Here is a 24126-nt window from a genome sequence, read left to right on the forward strand (position 1 = left end):
CATTATTATTTTTGGCGCTGTTTAAGAAAATCACGATACGCAATTGCGCTTTGTTTTAAGGTGCGTTGTTGAGTTTGGTAATCTACATAGACTAGCCCAAAGCGTTTTTCATAGCCATAGGCCCATTCAAAATTATCCATTAAACTCCATGCAAAGTAGCCTTGCACATTAACGCCTTGCTCAACGGCATTATGAACGGCATTAAGGTGTGTATGGTAGTAATTGATACGATGTATGTCATCTACTTTTCCATCTATTAATACATCGGCCATCGCTGCACCGTTCTCAGTTATATATACTTTGGGTAGCGTGTAACGATCATTTAATGAAAGTAGGAGTTCACACAATCCCTGTGGGTATATTTCCCAGCCCATATCAGTGGTGGCAATATTCTCTAAAGGAGCTTCGCTAAACCAATGATCTGGCGTATTTTTGTAATGGATACGAGTATAGTAATTAACCCCTAAAAAATCGATTTTTTGGCTAAGTATTGCCATGTCGCCATTTGCAACATCAGGTTTTGCATCATTTGCAAGCTCCTTAATCACTTCAGGGTAGCGGCCTTCCAGCACTGCTTGAATATACCATTGGTTATGATAGTCATCAGCTAATTTAGCAGCGCGTTCATCGTCAGGAGTAAATGGATAGGCAGGGCTAAAATTAAGCACAATACCGGCCTCTATCTTAGGGCAGTTTTTGCGTATCACTTGCATCGCAAGTCCATGGGCGAGTAATAAGTGGTGCGCCGCTTGGCGTCCTGCTTTTTGACTTTTTATGCCTGGTGCATGTACCCCTATTTCATAGCCTAGGTAGGCACTACAAAACGGTTCGTTTAAGGTCGCATAAGAATCCACTAAGCCCTCTAGTTGCTGAGTTACTATATGAGCGTAATGAGCAAATTGATACGCGGTATCGCGATTTAGCCAACCACCGTTGTCTTCTAAATGTTGTGGCAAATCCCAGTGATATAAAGTGACATAAGTTTTAATATTGCGTGCTTTAAGAGCCTGTAGTAATGACTTATAGAACGCCATGCCCTGAATGTTTAAACTTCCATCTTGGTGTAAAACGCGGGGCCAAGAAATAGAAAGTCGATAGGCATCAACGGCTAAATCGGCAATCATTTGAACGTCTTGTTGCCAATATTTTACATGCTCACAGGCGTGATTGCCGTTACTGTTATCTGCAATGGTGTTTGGTTTGCTACAAAAAGTATCCCAAATACATGGCAATCGCGTGTTGTGGCTTCCCTCTATTTGAAAAGAGGCCGTGGCAACACCAAAAATAAACGGCGATTTTAAAAGGGCTGACGTGCCTGGCAAAGAAATTGTTTTAAACACAATAAGATACGTCCTTAAGCTTGCAATAATAATGCGCTTTACCGTAATTAGCTAAGCAATAGAAATTATATAATACAACAATGTAAGCGCTTACAATATTATTTGTAAATAAATTGATAATTTTTCTCTGTATGCTATAAATGTAAGCGCTTACATTTGGTGTTGCAACTATTATCTGCATTTTAAGTTTTACTAAACGCAATTAAATAGAGGTAACAATCTGATAATTATAAATAATTAGAGATTATACTATGGCACATATCACACAGCCACTACCGGCAGCAGAAAACAGCCAAAAACCAGGGTCTACACACACCTTTGCGTTAACATCGCTTACGACCTTGTTTTTTATGTGGGGTTTTCTTACCTGCCTGAACGATATTTTAATTCCGTATTTAAAGGGAATGTTCTCCCTTAATTACACCCAAGCAATGTTGGTACAATTTTGTTTTTTTGGTGCCTACTTTGTTATGTCAATTCCTGCAGGAAAACTCGTTAGTAAAATAGGTTACCAATTTGGTATTGTTGTTGGTTTGGTTGTTGCTTCGATAGGGTGTGCATTATTTTACCCCGCTGCAGAGGCACATGTTTACGAACTATTTTTACTTGCTTTATTTGTGCTTGCTTCAGGGATCACTATTTTACAAGTCTCTGCTAACCCTTATGTAAGCGTATTAGGGCCTGCAAAAACAGCGTCTTCGCGTTTAACCATGACCCAAGCTTTTAACTCTTTAGGAACAACGGTTGCGCCATTATTTGGTAGTTGGTTGATTTTGTCTGAAATTAGTCAAGCTACAGCCGAAGAAGTTAAGTTCCCTTACTTAATGCTCAGTGCAAGTTTACTAACACTGGCTATTATTTTTGCTTTTTTGAAGTTACCTAAACTCGGTAAAGCGATTGATAGTGAAGCTGAAAATCAAGGTGACACTGAGTTTGTTGACTTAGGCAGTGTTTGGAAATATCGCCATCTTATTTTGGGCGCTATTGGTATTTTTGTTTATGTAGGTGCTGAAGTTGCGATTGGTAGCTTTTTAGTCGGCTTTTTAACCCTTGACCATATTGCAGGTTTACCAGAGCAACAAGCTGCACATTATATTAGCTATTATTTTGCAGGTGCAATGATAGGGCGATTTGCTGGCGCTGCGATTATGCAAAAATTAAATGCAGCCAAGGTGTTAGCTTGTCATGGTATTTTGGCCGGTGTGTTAGTGTTAATTGCAATGACAGGTCAAGGGTCACTCGCTATGTGGGCTATTTTATTGGTTGGTCTGTGTAACTCTATTATGTTCCCTACTATTTTTAGTTTAGCGCTTCAAGGCTTGGGTAAATACACCTCACAGGGGTCGGGTATTTTATGCTTAGCGATTGTAGGTGGAGCTATTATTCCATTACTACAAGGTATGCTGGCTGACAATATCGGTGTGCAGTTAGCGCTTATACTGCCTATTGGCTGCTATTTATATATTACTTACTTCGCGCTGTTTGGTGCAAAAAAAACAACGTCAACTCGTCTTTGAGTTTTAGGTGAATGCTATGATTATTAAACGAACTTTTTCAGTCACTGCACTGATGCTAGCAGCAATAGCCAGCAGCGGTTGTTCGCAACCCTCTAACAGTGCTAGCGATGCGACAAATCAAAAAGAAATTTGGCCAACAATAGAAACCGGTATTAAAAGCGATGCTCAAATGGAGCAAAAAATCGCAGATATGCTAAAGACCATGACACTAGAGCAAAAAATAGCGCAAATGATCCAACCTGAAATTCGTCATATTACGGTTGAAGATATGCGTAAATATGGCTTTGGCTCCTATTTAAACGGCGGTGGCTCGTTTCCAAATAACAATAAACATGCAACCCCCGAAGACTGGGTTGATTTAGCTGAAAAGATGTATCAAGCGTCTATTGATGATTCCCTCGATGGCAGCACGATTCCTACAATGTGGGGCACTGATGCGGTACATGGACACAACAATGTGATTGGTGCGACTTTATTTCCGCATAATATTGGTTTAGGGGCGGCGAACAACCCTGAACTTATTGAAAAAATTGCCGCAGCAACGGCGCGTGAAGTTATGGTTACCGGTATTGACTGGGTATTTGCACCTACGGTTGCCGTAGTGCGAGATGATCGTTGGGGTCGTACTTACGAGGGGTATTCTGAAGACCCTGAAATAGTAAAAGCATATTCAGCCTCAATTGTTAAAGGCTTACAAGGCGCTGTTGATGAAGACTTTTTATCAGATACGCGGGTAGTCAGTACGGTTAAGCATTTTTTAGGTGATGGCGGTACTGTGAATGGCGATGATCAAGGTAATAATATCGCCTCTGAAGAAGAATTATTTGCGCTTCATGCTCAAGGTTATGTTGGTGGTTTGGGTGCAGGTGCACAAACGGTAATGGCCTCGTTTAATAGCTGGCATGGTGAAAAAATTCACGGCAGTAAATATTTACTGACCGATGTGCTTAAAGATAAGATGGGTTTTGATGGCTTTGTTGTCGGTGACTGGAATGGCCACGGGCAGGTTAAAGGCTGTTCTAATAGTAACTGTGCTCAAGCGGCTAATGCGGGCTTAGACGTATACATGGCACCGGATGAGTGGAAACCATTATTTAGCAACTTGGTTAACCAAGCTAATAGCGGTGAAATCCCACTCAGTAGAATTAATGATGCAGTAACGCGTATTTTACGCGTTAAAATGCGTGCAGGGTTATTTGATAAACCAAGCCCTGCGAAGCGTCCCCTGTCTGGAAAAACTGAAATTATTGGTAGTAGCGATCACCGTGCAGTGGCTAAACAGGCTGTACGCGAGTCTTTAGTATTACTTAAAAATAAGCAGCAGTTACTGCCATTATCACCTAAAACCAACGTATTAGTCGCAGGCATAGGGGCTGATAACATAGGTATGCAGTCGGGTGGTTGGAGCGTTACGTGGCAAGGTACAGGTAATAAAAACAGTGATTTTCCTGGTGGCAGTTCTATTTATGCAGGTATTAAAGATACTGTAGAGCAAGCTGGTGGCAGTGCAGCGCTGAGCGTTGAAGGGGAATATACTGCACGCCCTGATGTTGCCATTGTGGTGTTTGGTGAGCAACCATACGCAGAGGGTAATGGTGATGTTGATAACCTCGAATACCAGCGCGGTAATAAAAGCGACTTAGCGTTACTGCGTAAGTTTAAAGATGCGGGAATCCCTGTTGTTTCATTATTTATAAGCGGTCGCCCTATGTGGGTTAATGCTGAGCTTAACGCCAGTGATGCGTTCGTTGCTATTTGGCTTCCAGGTAGTGAAGGCGATGCTATTAGCGATGTCTTGTTTAAAAATGCAGACGGCTCTATTAATCATGACTTTAAAGGCAAGCTATCTTTTTCATGGCCTAATAATCCAATCGATAATGAAAACCGTAACGACGAAGCTTACAGCCCATTACTTCCTTATGGTTTTGGTTTAACTTACAACGATAGTAATGTCTTAAAAGATGACTTGGTGGAGCAAACTCAACAGACTGAAAAATTGGATGATTTAGTATTGTTTGAGCGTGCAATTAAAGCACCGTGGTCACTGGTTTTAAAAAGTGGCGAGCAACAAAAAACGGTGGCGAGCAGTCGCGAGTCATTAGGTGCGTTGAGCATCCAAACATTTGATAAAGAGGTGCAAGAAGATGCACGCGCTATTCGTTTTAATGGCCAAGCAATGGCTGGCGTTAATTTAGCGGCTGCGTTTCCATCTGACTTACGTTCATACGTTGAAAACAATGGTCAGCTGCAAATACAAATTAAAGTAGATAAAGCCGCGGCTAGTCCGTTATGGGTTGGTATGGGGTGTGGTGAGAGTTGTCAGGGTAAGTTTGATATTACTGATAACCTTGAGCAATCAGGTCAATGGCAAACATTAAACATCAACTTAAGTTGTTTTGCAGAGCAAGGTGTTGATTTAGCACAAGTGTTCACCCCTTGGCAGTTAAGCACGCAAGGTGATTGGCATGTATCTATTGCTAAGCTGGCTATTACAGCAAATGCTGCCGAGCAAGGTAGTGTTACTTGTAAGTAGTCAATAATCTATTAATAAGCAGGTACTGAGAGTACCTGCTTTTTATTTTAAAAGCGTAGTACAAAAACCTGCCAAATTAGTCCCTTCTTACTTTCATTCCATTCTATGTGATTGATTATATTCAGCTCAATAGTTATCATAAAAACATAATAAAACTGCATTCGCTTTTGCGTTAATTATTTGAGAGTATGCCGAAATATTAAAAGCGTTATGTAATTAACAGGTGAGAAAATGAATCAAATAAAGCTGGCTTCGCAGAGCATACAGCCTTCAAAAATAGTCTGTGTGGGGCGCAATTACAGTGCGCATATTGCTGAATTAAACAACGAACACCCTGAGCAAATGGTAATTTTTAATAAGCCTAATAGCGCGATCACTAATACCTTACTCTCTTCCCATAACGGTGATACGTTGCATTATGAAACTGAATTATGCTTTGTGGTTAAAAATAAGCAGCTTGCAGGGGTAGGGATTGGACTCGATTTGACTAAGCGAGCTTTGCAAAGCAGTTTAAAAGAAAAGGGCTTGCCGTGGGAACGTGCTAAAGCATTCGATGGCTCAGCATTATTTAGTGAGTTTATTGAATTAACGCCAGAAATGACATCGTTTATATTTGAATTACATATTGATGGCAAGCCGGTTCAACATGGTGATAGCCAACTTATGTTGCACCAACCTGCACAAATATTGGCTGAGGTTAGTCAGTTTATAAGCCTCGAAGAAGGCGACATTATTATGACTGGCACGCCTGCTGGCGTAGGGATGGTTAGTACTGGACGAGAGTTCAACGTTGCTCTTTATTCTGGTCAGCAGTGTTTATTGGAGCATCATTGGTCTGTGAGTCAAAGTTAAGGACATGCTGAGAATATGTTTTATTAAAGTCTTCAAAGTGTTCATTTAACCAGTATTCTTGGTTTTTTTTGTATTGCTCAGAGACTAAAATGCTATTTTTTAGTGCGTGGTTGATTTTTTTAATTGCTTGTGATGCAAAGTCATTAGGGGCATTGGTGGCACAGCCAACCGCTATGGGGACTAATTTATTTTTATTTTGTGCAATTGCTAGGTTTACGATATTTGATTGATTACCTTTATTGAAGTAACTAGTTATAAATGGGTAATCAAGCGAATAATCTAAAGACCCATGCTTTAAGCGCTCCATTACAACACCGCTTTCATTATCACTACTCCAACTCATAGAAACATTGGAGTGAGTTAGTGAATTTTCAATAATATTGTTAATCTGCACAGAAAATCTGCGAGCATCAGCTTGACCGTAAGTAAAGCTCTCATCAGTAAGCAAACTAACTAAGTTTATAGGGATTCCATGTTTTGTGGTTAATTCAGGTGCTTTTGCTGCGGTAGTAATGATATTAAATGGGGGGTAAATAGACGTAGGTATTGAATATATAAACTGTTTATTTGCACTGTGCTTATAAATAGCGCATGGGAAACAGACGTTTTTACCTTCATTTATATATTTATTAATACGCTTTTGCGGTAAAACTAAGCGAGTATGTTTAACGCCTTTAATGGTTGAGATGAGTTGCTCAGTTAAATTATCACATAAGCCGGATTGGGAATCATCAGCATCTAAATGAAATGGAGGGGTTTTACTTTGTAGCCATAAAATTTCCTCTACCGGTTTTGCTATTAGAGTGTGACTATAAAGAGAAAAAATCACTAAAGTGCTCAGGCATAAAAAACGAAGAGGCAACATAACAAATAGATCGTCCTTGAAAATTTGCTGCGCATTATACCGATAATGTTTAGAAAATAAACATAAAGAATAGCAAAGAATCAACATTATTGAATAACATTTACCCTTTGCTTGATTTCATTAGTAAGGCATTGGATTATTTCTAAATATGATATCAATCGCTGATAACACGTCATCGCTCAGTGTTAGGTCAAACGCATCAATGTCTTCCTTTAATTGCGCCATAGTAGTGGCACCAATAATAGATGATGTCACTCCATCAACTTGATTACACCAAGCCAGCGCTAATTGAGCTGGGGTGATAGCGTGTGCATGGGCAAGTTCAACATACTCTTTGGTCGCCTGTTGTGATTGTGGCGTATCACGAAAAATACCGTTACGCTGCATAAATGTCCAGCGGGAGCCTTCAGGGCGTGCTCCATTTAGGTACTTACCGGTTAATAGCCCTGCGGCCAATGGTGACCAAGGTAAATAAGCAATATCTTCATGTACACATTGTTCTATTAAATAAGGCCAATCTTTGGCATGTACTAGGCTAAACTCGTTTTGGATAGACACCATTTTTGGCAAGTTATGCTCTTTTGCTAAATTTAAAAATTGGTTAATTCCCCAAGGCGTATCATCAGAAAGTCCACAATGCTTAATTTTTCCTGCTTTAACACACGCATCTAACCCCTCTAAAATATCAAGCATATCAGCGGTGTGTTGTTTTGCATCAACATCGGTAAATTTAAGCATACCAGGCCATTGCCTAGCAAAGTGAGGGGTACGGCGATTTGGCCAGTGTAGCTGGTATAAATCAATATAGTCGGTTTGTAGGCGTTTTAGAGAATGATCAACCGCATCAATAACAGCTTGGCGGGTAATATTGCCGCCATCACGTACCCAAGAAAGTCCATTCCCTGCAATTTTAGTTGCAATAACAATGTCTTTTCGTTTTTGTGAATTACGTGCTATCCAATTGCCTATAATTTCTTCTGTTTTACCGTAGGTATCGGGAGAGGGAGGAACAGCATACATTTCTGCTGTATCAATAAAGTTCACACCCTGCTCAAGCGCATAGGCTATCTGTTGGTCGGCATCATGTTGGGTGTTTTGTACTCCCCAGGTCATGCTACCTAAACACACTCTTGAAACGCTAACACCACTACTGCCTAATTGACTATATTGCATTGCTAATCCTAATTATTCGGTTTGAGAGTTTGCTTTTAAAGCCGATAACAATGGCTCTGTGATCGTGGCTTTTTGGCCTGTTTTAAAGTCAAACATGACCACTTTTGACATGCCGGTGGTTGTTATCGCGTTTTGTGCATGACTAAACACGCTGTAGTTCATTACAAAGCGGTCAGATTTTATATCACTAATGGTAATACCTACGCTTAATGTGTCAGGAAACGTTACAGGGCGTTTGTAGCGAATATTATTTTCACTGATCACAGGGCCAGTGGCTTTCGCATTAATAGTCTCAAATAAATTTAATTTATTTAAAAAATCGATTCTGGCTATTTCAAAATAACGCAGGTAAACACAGTTATTAACGTGCTGTAGGGCATCCATATCGCCCCATGCCACAGTGATATCGGTATGAATAGGGTGTTGTTGTTTAAACGTTTCCATGTATTTATTGCTCTTAGTTTTAAAGCATTTAGATTAGCAATATGGTCGGATGAGCTCAAGGGAATTATAACTAGGGGTGGAGCTACTCTGTATTGCCCTCATGGATGTAAATAAGGGACGTAAGCAGGACATGGAAGCTTTGCGCCTTTTTTATTTAAACAATTAGGCTATAAACCTCGCGCCGTGAGTAAACTGCCTCAGATTGAACAAACCTTAACCTTAAAAAAACAACAGTGCTAAATAAAAACCCTTGAGTAAAAATTGTACCTCTTTAAATTCATGGCTATAGTAACTATTAACACACAAGGAGATAACTATGCAGAATATAATTAATTGGTTATTGGCATGCACCGTTTTTATAGCGTCGTTTACTTGTTACGCTATGGGTAATGAGGCTGGGGCAATTGTTTTGATTTTATTAGGCTTTTCTTTAGAAATTTTATTTTGGATGTATTGTTTTAATAAGCCAAAGAAAAGTAAACGCTCTTTTTAAGCAATAACATGCTTGCTAATTAAAAGTGATTCCACAATAATGGCTGTATAAATAAACAGTTGTTATTGTGTGATGAAAAAGTTTATTCATATAGATATGGACTGCTTTTAAACTCAGGGGTGTATTCTTGCGGTTTTAAATGTAAGTTAAATTATCTCTGCTACTCTTAAGTTATAGAGAGTAACTTAGGGTTGTTTTTAAATGCAGAGGTTTCATGATAAGAAATATAATAAGCATTGGATCTACTTAGATGATAATAATACACCTTTAATTTTACCTTGTCTTTACGCTCGATATATAACTCAGCGAGGGGTATATATTGAGCTCAAAGTAAAAAAAGATAGAATTACTAATCAAATCATCCACTTTTTTGAGGAAGTAGAAACTTCTTTCGACGGGCAGTATGTTCGTTGTAATCAGCTTGGCCTTTTCTTAGATTGGGTTTGTATGCAATCTCTATCAGGCTCTCAAATGTCCTTAACTAACCATACTGCTTTGCCTAGTGATGTTATTAATGGATATATAAATAACTACCTTATTAAAACTCAAGGTAAGAGTGAAGCTGCTGTTTCTAAAGCTGTTTACTCCTTGAAAAGTTACTTCAATTGGTTAAGTTATTTCTTTGATAATAAATATAAAAATATTTTTGTGTTTTCATCTCACCGAACACTATCAAGAGCCAATAACAAACAATGCTTGCTTGTTAAATACCTTCTACCTGCAACTAGAGAGCTATTATACCGCAGAGCAGGGACACTACTCGAAGAAATTATACTGCGAACTGGCGGTGACTTAGGTTGTCGGACTAAAGAAAATCAAGGCTTTTTACTAAAAGATTTTACTGCAAACCAGAAAAAACACAGTGGTCTATTGAGCTTATTCTCTGAATTAGAAAAAAAAGCCGATAAACATGAATTTGAATACCATCTCTCTTCTCTATATACCAAATATGGACGTTCAAGGACTCTTTATATACCAAGGTTTTTACTAGAGAAAATGCAACGCTACTATTCTACTGAAAGACCAATTACCAACTCCAATAATCTATTTGTATCTAACGCCAATAATTACTCAAAGGGATGCGTTTTATCCTCTGAATATGGTTCTAGGACATTTCATAAAGTTTTACTTAAAGTTATCAACAGTATAGATGAAAATCCAGAATTATATACAGGTTGCCAGATCCTCGAAAGAGGGGCTGTTTACCATCACTTGCGACACTCGTTTGGGACGGATGTATTTTACGAGCTGTGCAGGAATAGTGGCAAAAATTTTGAGTCAATCACCACTGAGTCTGCAACTTACATTGAGACAGCTAGGCGTATGGGCCATAAGGTAGATGGCTATAGTTCGAATCAAACAACCAAATTATATATACATTCTTGCGGTTATAAAGAGCGTTTACTAAAACTGGTTGTTAATGGAGAACAATAAGATGGAAGATTCAGAGAAAAAAGTTCGGAAACCAAAAAGCTCTGATTATTATGAGCAACTTCTTCAATCGGAGTTTAATCATAAAGAGTTTGTAGGTGAATTTAAATACCCACTTGAGGCACGAGAAATTATAGTCCGTAAAACCTCAAAATTGATCAAACTAAAAATTAGAATGACCGACACCAACAACCCAGATAAAGAGGTTTTATATAAATTTATTGTTGCAGCATATAACTACGCTTATTTTGATAAATCAGCGGCACTTTCAGCCAAGCAATTCTTTTTAAGTATTGCTCCTCGTTTTGTGGAATGGTTAAACATCGCAGTGGTAACAAACCGTTTTGAGATCCTGAAAGAGTATGAAGAATATCAATTTGATAAAATGAGTAATCATGGTGGGGTAAGTCGGCTTACCTCACTGAAGACATTATTTTGTCATGCATTAGATAAATCAATTGAGCTACATGAAGCGCTAACTTCATCAGAGCTCAGCTACTTATACGAGCTTAGGAAAACAAAAGCTAGTCCTAACTTGAATAAAACACAAATATCTTTAGCAAGTTACTTTGGTTCAATCAGTTGGTTAAGACGTGATGATGTGGGAATAGGACATGAGTTGTATAATGTATTAGCTTCACCGAACCTAACTGTTAAATCATTAAGCTTAACTGCATCTACGGTTATTAATGTACTGGCCAAATATAAGCAGGAGTTACATAGCTTTTTCAAGTCAGAGGGAGTTGATTTTTCTTTATTTTTAATTCCTAAAAACCTCTCTCATACAAAAAAAAGAAAGTTTGTTGGGAGTACAATATATCGACTGCTTTCTGCTTACCATAGAATGAAAACCCCTAGCTGCGTGCTAAAAGGGGCTTTAGAAGTAGTATTATTATCAAATTCGAATAACTTCAAATCTTTCCAATTTTTACTATCAGCTTTAGCTTCTAAAACGCAATGTGATGACCTCTTTACTAGTCAATCGCAATTTAAGGGAGAGGTCAGTTCTGTATTTTGCGCAGGTACTTGTTCTCAGGTTATGCCAGGTAACTTATTTAGCTTTGAAGTGTTGCAACAAATTACTCTTGATAAATTCTCCCCCCCTGCAACCGTAATAGAAGAATTAATGTTTTCATGGTTGATGGCATCTCAATGTGTTCAACCTTTTGACATACCAAAGCTTACGGTAGGATCATTTCGCCTGTTGAAGGTTGGAGGCAAAGTTAGAAATATTGAATGTGAATACTTTAAAGGCCGGGCAAAGGTATTTCATACAACCCGCTCTCTTTCTGTTAGCACTCTTGAAGGTGAAGCACTAGTATCATATTTGTCTTTAAGAAAAGAAAGTGAGTATCTTGTTGAAAAAAGGGCCCTTGTAATTAGTAATGGGGTTAACTCACTAGTTGGTACTCTTTATTGCCTATTAACGACAAGAGTATTGTCAAACTATTTGATTGAACACCATCGTAAGCTAGATAATATACCATTGTCTATGCCTAGAGCATTAATTTCATTGATTAAAAATACTGGTGGTTACGCTGGTATTGAGGGGGGCCCATATAATGGTCTTTTAGTTGAAGATGCATCAAAACCTGTGGCAACAACAAATTTAACTTGCCCAGTTACACTCTTTGGTTTTCAGGCTATAAAAAATAGCGCTGTACATGCTTTTAGTGACCCTTACACGCTTAATTACCTCATTAATAAAAACTCACACTCTAATCAAACTGAAAAGCGGCATTATTTGAATAGTGAGAATGAAAACTGGATTAATTCAGCAGGACGTATAACTAGAGAAGTCATGTTGGACTTAATTAATAATGTGTATGATCTAGATTTTGAAGATTTAAATACCAAGGGTAAGAAAGAAGCTGTTGAGCGGTTTAATAGTGAATTCATGTCAGTAACACAAAGTGTGTCTTATAAAGCGGGTGAGATGTTATCTAGACTTAGAATTATAACCGGACAAAATAAAGGTGAAATTAATGAAGTGGGAGTATCAGCTCTCGATAGTGTTGAGGATACACCAAAATTATCCTTTTTGTATGTCATGGATAGTGCTGTTGTTGCATGGAAAATGTTCAATTATTTACACGAATTTAAGAAGCATTATAAAAAGTTATTATCCCGAAACTCTGAATACCTTTATAAGACAGTTTTGCCTACTGTAGAGTGGGCAGAACATACTCTGAGTCAGTTGAGTAAAGAAAGTCAAGAGGCTGGACAGGCCATATTCGAGAATGCAATTAAAAACCGCGTTGTAGTTAGTGTTTTTCATTCTATTTAATGAGGTTTAATATGAAATTAAATTTTTCTACAACTGCATATGAAATGTTTTGGGAAGATCAAAATCAAAAGCTGCTCTCACACCCTTGTTTTATAAAGGAAAAAGGAATAATTTTCGATGATGTATTCTATTTTAAACACCACAATATAAATAACGTTACAGAAATTAATTTTTCATTGTTTGACATGCCTCACATTAATTCAAGTGGATCTGCAACTTTAAAAATAGGGGGAGATGTATACCCACTGTCAGCTAAAGAATATGCCAAATTATTTTTTATCGCTACTATCCCCAAAAATAATGTATACGGTATTACTTCTATTTTACAAATAGTAATACATATTTTTGCTTTCCTAAACTTCCATAAAGCTCTATATCTAAGTTCAAATAAATTAGAAGATTTTTGGATTTCATATTTAAGTGAGTCAGTTAACGAAAATGGATTTTATAATCGTTTATCTCCTCCGAGCTTTAGTGCAGCTATCAAGTTTATACCTCTTGCCATTACAAGAAACAAACTTAAAGCGCTAGGTGTTATTGGTGTCATAGATAATAATATTACGCAAAAAAAGGTTGAAATCATACTAGATAATGTATGCCAATCACAGTTAGGTATAACACTGAGTGAATATAGATTAGGGGGGAGTTTTAACTTTTTAGGTTTAGAGCTTGGGCAGTACTATATTGATTATTTAAGGTTGGTTTACCAAAAAGATTACTTATATATGGCCATATGTAAGAAGACCATTAAAAAAGTAGCTGAGACCTACAATAGAGTTTTGGATTCAAAGTTACACGTCAGGATAAACGATGTGGTGGTAGCTTCGTTAACTCATCACAAATTAGACCCCCATAAGAAACACACAAAAGGTATTAATCACAAAGACTTATTTAATGAGGTGCAAGAAATTGCATTCAGCGAGTATCAAAAGCTGTTTGAGAGTGCCATGTCGCTCAATGAAAAGTGTATCAAAGAGCTAGTAATCAAGCTCGGTCTTGGTATGCGGTTCGATGGCGTTGAAATAATTCGTATTTTAATGCTCGCAAAGTTTTATGATTTGGATGTGCAAAAATCACCAACAGAGATATGGGATAGTTATTTAGCTTCACTCGATAAGACTTTTATTGAAAGTCATAAATTAGCTGAAGTGACTATTGAATGCGTCTATGAACAAATGCAAGGCATAATTTTACCAAAAAAACTGAAAAAAGCGGAGTTTTTGCGAACCCTTGAATGTTTCGGTGATAAGATTCTAAAAAAAGGTTTAAGGCCTGATTATAGATCTTTTAAGGCTACATTGAATAATATTGTTCATGCTATGACTACCCTTGTTGCTGCTTGGCTAGGTTATCGAAAAAGTGAGTTTGGTTTTCCGTTAAATGCAATTCACATAGAACCAAACATAGATATTCTTGATAGTTCACATATACCATTTCGTTTTAAGTTAAATTGGCTTGTTCCAAAAACTCATGGGAAAACTAAAATTAAGAGAGAGATTACTTCGCAGTGCTATCAAATCGCAGTACAGCTAAATAACTTATTCAGTGCTTCATTCGATGATCCATGCTTGTATGAATGCGGTGAAGGGAAGAAAGTGACGACTCAATCTGAGATGTTTATTGAAAGAAGGGTGAAGGCAAACTGGCAAGATTTTGTGTATAGTTATCAGCCTTTTAATGATGTTCTTAAATTAGCGCTATTGAATTCTAAAGATGTGGAATTTATGAACAGTGATGAGTTAAAAGACTTTGATCGATTACGTCACATGTATGATCCCCAAAGCGCTCGGTATAAGCATCTATTATCTACAGCAAAAGAGGTAAAACGGGATTGGAAAAGATTGTCTTGTACTTCTTTTTCTAGCTCTCGAGCCCAAAGAGCGTTTAAAGCTTCATTAAAGTCTTTTATATCCGTTGGTTTCACCCACAATGAGTTACATCAAAAGTTAATAGAAACTTACTTTTCTGAAAAAACAAAAAAATTGCTTCGCTCCGGAACTGTGGTTTTAGACAACAAAGCTATGAATGATATTGTTAATGAATTGCTAGTGGGAGTTCGTTATCCATCTTCACATGCATTGAGACATATTTGGGCTGAAGCCGTATTAACTCGATATCATGGTGATATAGGTGCCGTGATTCAGCATCAATTTTGTCATTTAGATAGCTCGTTCTTTATGGCGTATCTTCGAAATAAAGACGTTCGAGGCTTAATGAAAGGTGCAAGTCAACGTTATCTTAATTCTATTGTGGATTCGTTGCTCATTGATTCAGATAAAGTAGGGCAAGAGTATATTGGTGGTTTTGCTCATTATGTCAAAAAAGCTGTTGCTCTTACTAAGCCAGTAAGTGTAGATGAGTTTAATACATTAAGGTCGAGTATCAACGAGCGTATCATTAGTATTCAGCCAAGCATTTTTGCTATATGTATTCCTAGAGATAGCGGTGAAATAAGGGCTAAATGCGCCAAATTTGGCAGTATTAATCCACAAGATGCCAAACCAGAGTTCTGTTTGAATTGCACTAATGCTGTTATTACATCTGGAAACTTAAGAGGTATTTGGACAACAATTCAACCGATGGTGAAAGAAGCTCTTAACGAAAATACGTTAGGTTTCATGCTGGAATCACATTTACCTACTTTACGCTCAGGCTATAAGCGAATAAAGCAACTACAATCATCAAACTCGGAAGCAGTGGCGAAAATTTTAGGGGTTATCGAAACTGCAATCAAGACAATTGAATTAAAGCTTCAGCAAGAGAATACAATATATGGCAAATGATCATATTGACTTGGATGAGTTAATTGGAGAAAAATTCCTAGAAACTCTAGATGATAAATATATTCAGTCTCATACACCCGAAAGACCATCGTGGGTAATTGATGATGAGAATCATACTACATATAAGTCTTGGCAAATTATTTTGGTAATTAAAGAAGAAAAAGAAGAAAACATCAAAAAGTTTGGAAAAGTTGCTAATAATAAAACACAAAGATCTTTGTATAAGATATTAAAGTCTGAAGTTGCAGAAAAAATGGAGATTAGTTCTCAAAGTATCTTCAGAACTTCAAAGTTTAGCCCTTCAATTCTTAAGTTTTTTGATGAAATAAATATCGCCTTGTTAGAGTTGTATGAAAAAGAACAAATTAAGCAAAGAAATAGACAAAAAAATACGGGGATTCGGTCTCGAAAGAAACAAGCTATTGTGAGGAGTCACCAAGATATCGAAAACGAATTAAATCAACTTAAAGCACGAACAACTAAAGAAGTGCTCGATTTAGCTATAGATAAAATGCCATTAGATTACAGGCTAAAACTAGGCCTATAAAATAAATGTATAGAAATATGCGCTTTTAGTAATTAGAGCAAGTTTATATAAATTGTCATATTCCACACTGAGTAAGGTGGCTCACTGGACTTCCCCGCTTTCACTAAACACCTGCTTATAATCTTAAAATACAAAGCAGAAGTAAGCTTCCGGTTTGTAAGCCTATATTGCTATATTTCGGAAGAAAACTTCCGTTTATAGGGCTTCAAGGGTAATTACCGGAAATATACTTTTGTTTTTTGATAGCGTTAACCTAGATAGATATATGAGCAACTTTTCGGGGTCTTATTTGAGCGAAAACCAGTCATTTAAGTAAGTTGTTATTAGCTTAGTAAGAATAAGAGGAAACTTTCCTCTTTTTTACATGTTTATATAGGCTACAGAAAGCATAATATTTGTAGCTGGCAATAGTTTACGCTATTTGCTATTAATAGGGATTCATAAAATAAGGACGTTTTCGCGCTAAAATAGGAAAGTGTCCACTGATAAAGCTGTTAGCTGCTAAGGAATACTTTGGAGTCTCCAATCGAAATTTTAATAGGAATTATTCTTGGTGCTATAGCTGGATATGTGGCTGCATACCTTAAAAAGAAAGCACAGAACCGCGCATTATTAGAAGATGTTAGGCGATTAGAAGAAGAAAAAAGATCTGTAGAAAAGAAGTTCGTTGTAGAGGTAGAGCAAGTAAAAAAAGAGCATAACTTAGAGATTGAACACCGAAAATATCAGTATGAAGATAAAAGGAAAGTGTACTCTGACTTTTGTAACGACTTAGATAAGTACCAGAGCCAAGGGCAAGTCATCTTTAAAGAAAGAATGATGCCTATGATGACTCGGTTGCTTGAATCAATTGAGGATAGTGACGGCTCAACGAAAAGTGTAGAGGTTTCATTTTCAGATTACTTTTCTGAAATGCTCTTACTATGTAACGACTTAAACTTGGCTTTTGTCGAAGTAAAAAATCAAACAAACAAATTGCGACTGAGCACTTCTGATGAAGCTGAAAGTTTATTGAATGATTTACTTATCAACTTGGAGCAAACAAAGGATTTATCTACTGATTTTATGCAGTATCTTGCGACTCCCAATGGTATGAATGATAAAGATAAACAAACTGAGTTAACAAATATTCTTACTGAGCTAGGTCTACAAAATGAAATTATTCGAACTAGTTTAATAAAACAAATGAAAAATGAACTTCAGAATATATAGCAGCTAACTAGGCACTTAAATGAGAGTAAAACAATAGGTTACGTTTTGCTTCGCACACATTCAACCCACCATTTTAGTCCGCTTAGTGCGGCGTTACAGGGCTAGATGATTAATCTACCCTCGGTTAATAATTAAAAGGATGAGTTATGGATAACCTTAAAGTACGTTTTGAAAACTGTTACGGTATTTCTTCATTAAATGAAACTTTTGATTTATCTAACACCCGAGGAAAAACTAAAGCTTACTCAATCTATGCCCCAAACGGACTGATGAAAACATCGTTTTCTAGAACTTTTGATGCCTTATCAAAAGGCGAACAGCCAAAAGAAGAACGCTTTAATCGCCTACCAACTTGTACTATTGAAGTTGATAATGTTGAAATTAAAAAGGAACAAATATACGTTCTTAAATCTGAAATAGAAATAAGCTCTGATAATGAAGCCGTAACAAATATTCTAATTAATCAAGAGAGTAAGATTAGATATGACACATTAATTTCTAACATTCACAAATTGAAATCAAAGCTTGAAACATCACTCCAAAAAAAGTCCAAACTAAAAAAGGTGAAGTCGAAAATAGGCTGATAAATGACTTTCAAACAGATAATTTTGTTAGAGCAATAGAATTAGCAAAAGAAATTGTTATTGGTGATGATTTAAAAAGTTTTATCTATAACGAAATATTCGACCCCAAAGCCATTTCGATACTAGAAAGTCCTGAGTTTCTATCAAAATCCGATGAGTTTAATCAGCGTTATCAAGAGCTCTTTAATCAAGAAGGAACAATATACAGTAGAGGGGTTTTTAACCCTACAAAAGCAGATATATCTTTCAGCACCTTAAATAAGCAAGGTTACTTTGCCGGTGGGCATAAAGTTCATCTTCAAGGTGAGGCTTCTTCAATTAATTACGAAGAACTGCAAGAAAAAATGAGGGTTGTACATGAGTCAATTGACAGTGATGATGAACTTAAAAAGTTAAGAGTTAATTTAGCTAAAAATGCACAGACTCAAGCATTAATTTCATTGTTGGAAAATATTTCTGCAACTGAGGTTGAGCTACTTTTGCATAATGTAAAACCTGATAACCAAGCAGAATTTAAAAGGAGCTTATGGGCTTTTTATATTCAAAATTGTCCTGATACTGATGTATTCCTAGAAGCTTTCTCCGACAATCAAGCTGAGTTGCAACAAATCGAATTAGACGCTGCAACAGAAGCTCCAAATTGGTCTGTAGCTATAGAGCTTTTTAATAATCGTTTTGTCGACATGCCTTTTACTCTTTCATTATTTAATCAGGTTGAAGCAGCATTAGGTAAAGATAAAGCACAATTAAAGTTCACGTTTAAAGATGGTGATGATCGTATAGATTGTACTAGAAGTGAAATTAAGTCTTTAAGCCAAGGAGAGAAACGCGCACTTTATCTTCTTAATTTTATCTTTGAAGTAGAAGATAGAAAAAGAAAATCAGCGGAGACTCTTTTTATTATTGACGATGTAGCAGACTCTTTCGATTACAAAAATAAGCATGCTATTGTTCAATACCTTGAGGATATCTCTGAGATTGAACATTTCTCACAATTAATTCTGACTCATAATTTTGATTTCTTTAGAACTTTGGCAAATAACTTTGTTCATCGTGAAAGATGTTTAATGGCTAACAGAACTGAAAATGGTATAGAGCTCTCTCAAGCTGAAGGTATAAAAAACTACTTTATTGGAAAGTGGAAAAGAAACATAACTAATAGTGAGTTCATCCTTTGTGCGACAGTACCTTTTACAAGAAATCTGCTCGAGTATATTAAAGGCGAAACTGATCCTGATTACTTGAAGCTTACTAGTCTATTGCACTGGAAAGAAGACACAGCCCAAATTACTATAGGTGAGTATTATAAGATCTATAATCGGTTATTTGGTACGAATTACCCGACGAACGATGCAAATTCTTTCAAAGAATTATTATTTAATAAAGCAAATGAGATCAAAGATAGGGCTAACCATGAGGGACTTAATTTAGAAGATAAAGTCCTTTTATCAATAGCTATCAGAATGAGATCTGAAATTTTTCTTATCGAAGAAATGCGCAAAATAAAATCTGATGATACTTATTGGTGTCAATCAATGAATCAGTTTGGTGCTCTAATAAAGTCATACATAAAAGAATTACCTGATAGTCAAGCTATCAGCACTCTTGAAAAGGTTAGCATTACTGTTAGCTCGAACATTCACCTTAATTCGTTCATGTATGAACCGATATTAGATTTGACGATCGAACACTTAATCACATTGTATTCAGAAATTTTGGAGTTAGAGTCGGCAGTTCCAGTTACTCAAGAAAGCGAGCCAGCCCTTTAACAAGCACATTAAGCACGGAACTGCTAATAGTTTGCTCGGTTCCGCTACTTTGCACATTTTAGTAAACTATTATCAGCCCCTTTTGGGGGCGTTAGCTATATCGGAGGCGAGATTTGAATAGGGATGTTTTTCAAAAACAATATGATTTTGAGCTTGAGCAGAGGAACGGTATAGCTTCGGCGACAAATACACCTATTGTTGCATTAACGATACTCGGTGGAGCGCTTGCTGCTGTAATTACTGGATTTAGGTACTCAAATGAACCAGCTACATATTTGTTTTTGTTGTTTGTACTTCTTGCTATCGGAAGCATGTTAATTTCTGTTTATAAGCTGGTTCGGACATTCTTAGGATATTCGTATCAAAAAATACCGCTAGCGAAACAGTTGAGAAAACACCTAGAAGATCTTAAAAATTGGCATAATACAAATGGCTCATGCGTCGATAAAGCAATTATTGATTTTGATGAATACTTTGACGAAAAGTTGTCGGAAGCCGCTGAGCACAATAGTGCAAACAATATAAAAAGAGGTAACTACTTACACGATGCAACCTTATTCGTGGTTGTTGCCTTTGTCTTTCTATTCTGTGCTTCGCCTTTTTATATTTACGAACGAGTTACTACAGTAGATAAGGTTTACCAAGTAAATTTAATTGATAATATATCCAAAAAAAGGAAGAAAATATGGCCGATAATGATTCGGGTAACAGCAACCAAGGACAGCAAGCGGCTCCCAGTGCAGCCCCTTTGCCAACGCCTTCAGCAGCTCCTAAGCCAATTGGTCCACAAAATGTGATCTTTAAGGGCAACACTGATGGAGGTAAGACAAGCGCTTCCGACAGCGGATCAAAAGGCGAAAAGTAGCTAACAATCAAGCAGGGACGCAACAAAGCTGCGCCCCTGCTTGACGCGTTACGAACGTCCGGAAATGGCACATACCGGAAATAGCCTGTTGATAAATTCCGTATCTATAGACTAAAGTTTTTAAAGACTTAATGTAATAAATTTTCGACCATTAAAATATTTACCTAAACCTAAACCTAAACCTAAACCTTAACTAACCTTACTTTAATTTAAAGCAGGCTCTAACTAATAAACTCCAACACTACACCGTGCTTGAAATTCAAACTATTCTCAAGCTGCCGTGAAATCTCAATTTAAGTGGCGCTTACCAATAGACTGTCCCTTAAATCGTACTACCACTCAAATGAAATTTGCTCTGTTTCACTTTTATTAGGTGTAAGCCCTATGTGGATACCAAGTAGACGTACTTTTTTTCCATTTCCTCGTGCAAAGGCTTCAACTAATAATTCAGATAAAATGGCCAAGTCAATTTTATCTGTTGAAAACTCTTTAGTTGTTTGATGAAAATCAGAGAACTTAACTTTAACGCCAATCTTGCTGATACCTCTATCTAACAATTGTTTTTCGGCTCTTTTTTGAAGCTCTGGGAGTAATTTATTTTTGAGAATATCATCAAGAATAGATAGATCTAATATATCTTCAGGGAACGTTCTTTCAACACCTACCGACTTTCTTTCTCTACTGACCATAATTGGTCTATCGTCACTTCCACTGCATCGGTCCCATAACAATCGACCAAGCTTTCCATATTTAGAAGTTAAATACTCTAAGCTAGATGCTTTCACGTCTCTACCAAACTTAAGGTTATTAAGAAGTAGCTTTTCATTAGTTACTTTACCAACACCAGGGATTTTTTTTAACTCCATATTATCGATAAAAGAATCTACATCTTTAGGGGGAATGACATAAACACCATTTGGTTTATTTAAGTCAGAGGCAACTTTAGCTAAAAACTTTATTGGTGCAACGCCAGCAGAAGCTGTGAGATTTAATTCTTTATGGATAGAGCGACATATATCTTGTGCGATTAGCGTGGCTGAACCGCTAAAGAGCTTACAATCAGTAACGTCCAAGTATGCTTCATCTAAGCTTAGGGGCTCAATAATGTCTGTATATCGTTCGAAAATCTCTCTAATTTGAGAGCTTACCGATTTATATACTTCCATTCTGCCCGGAACCAAAATTAAGTCAGGGCATTTTCGCAGTGCTACACTTGTCGGCATTGCACTTCTTACACCATATCGCCTCGCTATATAATTACTAGTAGAGAGCACGCCTCTAGAGCTCCTGCTACCACCAACTGCAACGGGCTTATTCGCTAGCTTTGGGTTGTCTCTAATTTCTACAGACACATAAAATGCGTCCATATCTACATGAATTATTTTTCGCATATTTATTAATAAAAAATGAAGCCTGTATAAAAATACAGTGTTTTTTTGCAGAGATCAATTAACAGTCTATCTCAATTCACTTAACCCCAAAGCAATAGCCTCTTGCTGAAAGCGGCCTGATATATTAATTATTCGCTCATAGGCACCGGTTAAAAAATGCTCCTCAGTCGCTTCAGGCCTATTGCTCATAACTGGCTGATCAAAAAAGTCAGCAAAGTTATCTAAATCAAACTGAGCTTTGGAAGGTTTTTTATTTTTCTTATTAAAAGTCATTTTACTTAAATCTTTACCTTCTGTAGGCTCTTTAGCAGTAGCTTTCATCTTTTCAAACTTAACTACATCAGCTTCAAAAGGAACATCTTGATTAACTCTATACGCATACTCTAAAAGCTTAGGTTCGGCGGGCATGTACATAATAGCTTCTTGGTTTTTAGAGTTTGTTACCCTCAGTATACGGCCCAATATTTGCCTAAAATGCATTTCTGTTTTTATGTTTGTAAGGTGGCAGCAAACCTGCAAACGAGGGATGTTTGTACCTTCGCTAATCATACCAACAGAAATAATCCACTTAGTTTGTGCATACCTAAACTGCTGAATAATACTTGTAGGTTCATTTTCTCGATAGGTTACAACAGTGCTACCCTCGTCAAACTGAGTTCGCATTAACATAGAGATTTGATGGGCATGCTCAACAGACGATGCAACAATTAACCCCGCTGCATCGGGGGTTTTCACTCTGATTGAAGTCAGCTTCTTTTGAGCTGAAGAAATCATGTATTTTATTACCGCTTCATTTTCAATAATTTCTTGATAAGAAACGCCAGAGTCGTTTAATAACGCTTTAAAGCAGTTAAATGTTTTGGTGTCAGCGTCATCTACAACTGTAATGCGGCTATTATCAACAGCTACTATTTGTGGAACCCGACAAACATTATCTCCAATAGCCTCAGAAAGCCCGTAAACGTAGTCACACGTTATTTTATTGTTAGGCTGTTGATACGATGAAAGAACAATAGGAGCAGCGTCAGAGCGCCAGGGAGTGCCTGTTAAGGCTAATGTGTACTGTGCTTTATTTTGAATGTTAAGTATTATCTGCTCACCCCATGCATTGGCATTGTCAATATTAGAGCCTGCACAATGATGAATTTCATCAAATATTACAAAAACACGATATCGTTCAAATAGTTGCCAAAAGTGCACATCTAAATACTGTAAGCTTTGATAGGTTAAAGCTCTACCTTTAGCGCCAATAAACCCATCAAATCGTTCATTCGTTTTTAGCTGTAAGCTTTCCTTAAAGTCTTGGGAAACAATAGACGACGGTGAAAAACAAATGATTAAATCGACCATATTGCTTTTTAATAACTGGTTAGCTAATTCTGAAGCCATCAAAGTTTTACCCGCCCCAGGAGTTGCCAAGGCTAAAAAGTGGCTATTGCCGTTCTGATATTGTGTAAGCGCAAAATTAATACATTCGGCTTGCCATAGTCTTAGTTTCATATTTTTTCTAATGCTTCGTTTTGCTTCAGTAAGCCTTCAATCGCTCTAATCTTGCCAAGTATTCTGGTATTGTTGTCTCTTGCTTTGTTGTATTGTGGCTGTAGTTCATCTACCAGTTCGGGTGACTCCAAATAGAGCTCTTTATACGCCTCTGATTCCCCCATATTCAATAATAACTCGGCTTTGTAATGGTTTAACTTACTAAGTAACAGCGCATGTTTATCATTTTCTTTTTCTGTGATTGAAATAGGTATTGAACTAGCTAAGTGAGTAATTACCTCAACATCAAAGCTCTCTGTTTTATTGAATCGCGTAAATCCTTTTTTATTTGATACCACCTTTTTCAGCCAGCCTTTTTTAACAAGCTTGAGCAGTTCTGCGTATATACTTCGCCTAACTGCGGTAGGTACTAAAGAAGAATCACTTTTTAATGCTAAGTACGCCGAGCGCACATCACTTGTTGTAAAGTTATCAAAATTTGGTGCAACAATAATTTGAGCTACGAGAGGGTCAAATTTCAAAGTAAATCCTAATAAACTT

19 protein-coding genes are annotated in these 24126 nt (G+C 37.0%); 12 read left to right on the top strand and 7 right to left on the bottom strand.

The window, feature by feature from the left end:
• Positions 1 to 5 precede the first annotated feature (5 nt).
• Entirely contained in the window at positions 6 to 1340 is a 1335-nt protein-coding gene (locus AAGD16_RS03255; RefSeq protein WP_377113615.1) for a GH1 family beta-glucosidase, read from the bottom strand.
• 251 nt (positions 1341 to 1591) lie between these two features.
• Here AAGD16_RS03255 and AAGD16_RS03260 point away from each other — a divergent pair, with 251 nt between their 5' ends.
• The 3 genes from AAGD16_RS03260 to AAGD16_RS03270 all read left to right on the top strand — a co-directional run bounded on the left by AAGD16_RS03260 (position 1592) and on the right by AAGD16_RS03270 (position 6242).
• Entirely contained in the window at positions 1592 to 2857 is a 1266-nt protein-coding gene (locus AAGD16_RS03260; RefSeq protein ID WP_013464191.1) for a sugar MFS transporter, read from the top strand.
• A 16-nt stretch (positions 2858 to 2873) separates the two neighbouring features.
• Positions 2874 to 5390 carry an exo 1,3/1,4-beta-D-glucan glucohydrolase gene (locus AAGD16_RS03265; protein ID WP_377113618.1) on the top strand — a complete coding sequence of 839 codons (2517 nt, stop codon included), beginning with the start codon at positions 2874 to 2876 and terminating at the stop codon, positions 5388 to 5390.
• Positions 5391 to 5621: 231 nt separating this feature from the next.
• Positions 5622 to 6242 (top strand): fumarylacetoacetate hydrolase family protein, encoded by a 621-nt coding sequence (locus AAGD16_RS03270; protein WP_377113621.1) that lies wholly within the window; start codon positions 5622 to 5624, stop codon positions 6240 to 6242.
• Here AAGD16_RS03270 and AAGD16_RS03275 read toward each other — a convergent pair.
• From AAGD16_RS03275 to AAGD16_RS03285, 3 genes are all read right to left on the bottom strand, one after another.
• A complete protein-coding gene (locus tag AAGD16_RS03275; protein ID WP_128583179.1) occupies positions 6175 to 7107 on the bottom strand; it encodes an ABC transporter substrate-binding protein in 933 nt (310 codons plus the stop codon). The two genes, AAGD16_RS03270 and AAGD16_RS03275, sit on opposite strands and share 68 nt — an antisense overlap.
• A 120-nt stretch (positions 7108 to 7227) precedes the next feature.
• Positions 7228 to 8280 carry an aldo/keto reductase gene (locus AAGD16_RS03280; protein ID WP_128583180.1) on the bottom strand — a complete coding sequence of 351 codons (1053 nt, stop codon included), beginning with the start codon at positions 8278 to 8280 and terminating at the stop codon, positions 7228 to 7230.
• A 12-nt stretch (positions 8281 to 8292) separates the two neighbouring features.
• Positions 8293 to 8724: a thioesterase family protein gene (locus AAGD16_RS03285; protein WP_013464195.1), complete on the bottom strand. Its 432-nt coding sequence runs from the start codon at positions 8722 to 8724 to the stop codon at positions 8293 to 8295.
• A 316-nt stretch (positions 8725 to 9040) separates the two neighbouring features.
• Here AAGD16_RS03285 and AAGD16_RS03290 point away from each other — a divergent pair, with 316 nt between their 5' ends.
• The 9 genes from AAGD16_RS03290 to AAGD16_RS03330 all read left to right on the top strand — a co-directional run bounded on the left by AAGD16_RS03290 (position 9041) and on the right by AAGD16_RS03330 (position 20627).
• Complete coding sequence (locus AAGD16_RS03290; RefSeq protein ID WP_013464196.1) at positions 9041 to 9217, top strand: hypothetical protein; 177 nt, start codon at positions 9041 to 9043, stop codon at positions 9215 to 9217.
• Between the two features lie 201 nt (positions 9218 to 9418).
• Positions 9419 to 10651 carry a site-specific integrase gene (locus tag AAGD16_RS03295; protein ID WP_028834337.1) on the top strand — a complete coding sequence of 411 codons (1233 nt, stop codon included), beginning with the start codon at positions 9419 to 9421 and terminating at the stop codon, positions 10649 to 10651.
• Between the two features lies 1 nt (position 10652).
• Positions 10653 to 12935, top strand: coding sequence for a hypothetical protein (locus AAGD16_RS03300; RefSeq protein ID WP_036949848.1), 2283 nt, complete (start codon positions 10653 to 10655; stop codon positions 12933 to 12935).
• Positions 12936 to 12946: 11 nt separating this feature from the next.
• Entirely contained in the window at positions 12947 to 15718 is a 2772-nt protein-coding gene (locus tag AAGD16_RS03305) for a hypothetical protein (protein ID WP_249365142.1), read from the top strand.
• The gene (locus tag AAGD16_RS03310) at positions 15708 to 16265 is read left to right on the top strand and encodes a hypothetical protein (RefSeq protein ID WP_028834334.1); all 558 of its coding nucleotides are present in this window, start codon (positions 15708 to 15710) and stop codon (positions 16263 to 16265) included. The genes AAGD16_RS03305 and AAGD16_RS03310 overlap by 11 nt, the downstream gene beginning before the upstream one ends.
• Positions 16266 to 16778: 513 nt before the next feature.
• Complete coding sequence (locus AAGD16_RS03315; RefSeq protein ID WP_028834333.1) at positions 16779 to 17477, top strand: hypothetical protein; 699 nt, start codon at positions 16779 to 16781, stop codon at positions 17475 to 17477.
• Positions 17478 to 17623: 146 nt separating this feature from the next.
• Positions 17624 to 18061 (top strand): hypothetical protein, encoded by a 438-nt coding sequence (locus AAGD16_RS03320; RefSeq protein ID WP_377113628.1) that lies wholly within the window; start codon positions 17624 to 17626, stop codon positions 18059 to 18061.
• Positions 18062 to 18405: 344 nt separating this feature from the next.
• Positions 18406 to 19830, top strand: a complete 1425-nt coding sequence (locus AAGD16_RS03325) for an AAA family ATPase (protein ID WP_377113631.1) — start codon at positions 18406 to 18408, stop codon at positions 19828 to 19830.
• Positions 19831 to 19943: 113 nt separating this feature from the next.
• Entirely contained in the window at positions 19944 to 20627 is a 684-nt protein-coding gene (locus AAGD16_RS03330) for a hypothetical protein (RefSeq protein ID WP_377113634.1), read from the top strand.
• A gap of 400 nt (positions 20628 to 21027) precedes the next feature.
• Here AAGD16_RS03330 and dinB read toward each other — a convergent pair whose 3' ends face one another.
• From dinB to AAGD16_RS03345, 3 genes are all read right to left on the bottom strand, one after another.
• Positions 21028 to 22086 carry a DNA polymerase IV gene (dinB, locus tag AAGD16_RS03335; protein ID WP_028834331.1) on the bottom strand — a complete coding sequence of 353 codons (1059 nt, stop codon included), beginning with the start codon at positions 22084 to 22086 and terminating at the stop codon, positions 21028 to 21030.
• A gap of 66 nt (positions 22087 to 22152) precedes the next feature.
• A complete protein-coding gene (locus AAGD16_RS03340; RefSeq protein ID WP_028834330.1) occupies positions 22153 to 23586 on the bottom strand; it encodes a DEAD/DEAH box helicase in 1434 nt (477 codons plus the stop codon).
• Complete coding sequence (locus tag AAGD16_RS03345; protein WP_028834329.1) at positions 23583 to 24107, bottom strand: hypothetical protein; 525 nt, start codon at positions 24105 to 24107, stop codon at positions 23583 to 23585. Before AAGD16_RS03345 ends, AAGD16_RS03340 begins: the two co-directional genes overlap by 4 nt.
• Positions 24108 to 24126: the final 19 nt, after the last annotated feature.

Source organism: Pseudoalteromonas sp. M58, assembly GCF_042604605.1.
GTDB lineage: Bacteria > Pseudomonadota > Gammaproteobacteria > Enterobacterales > Alteromonadaceae > Pseudoalteromonas > Pseudoalteromonas tetraodonis.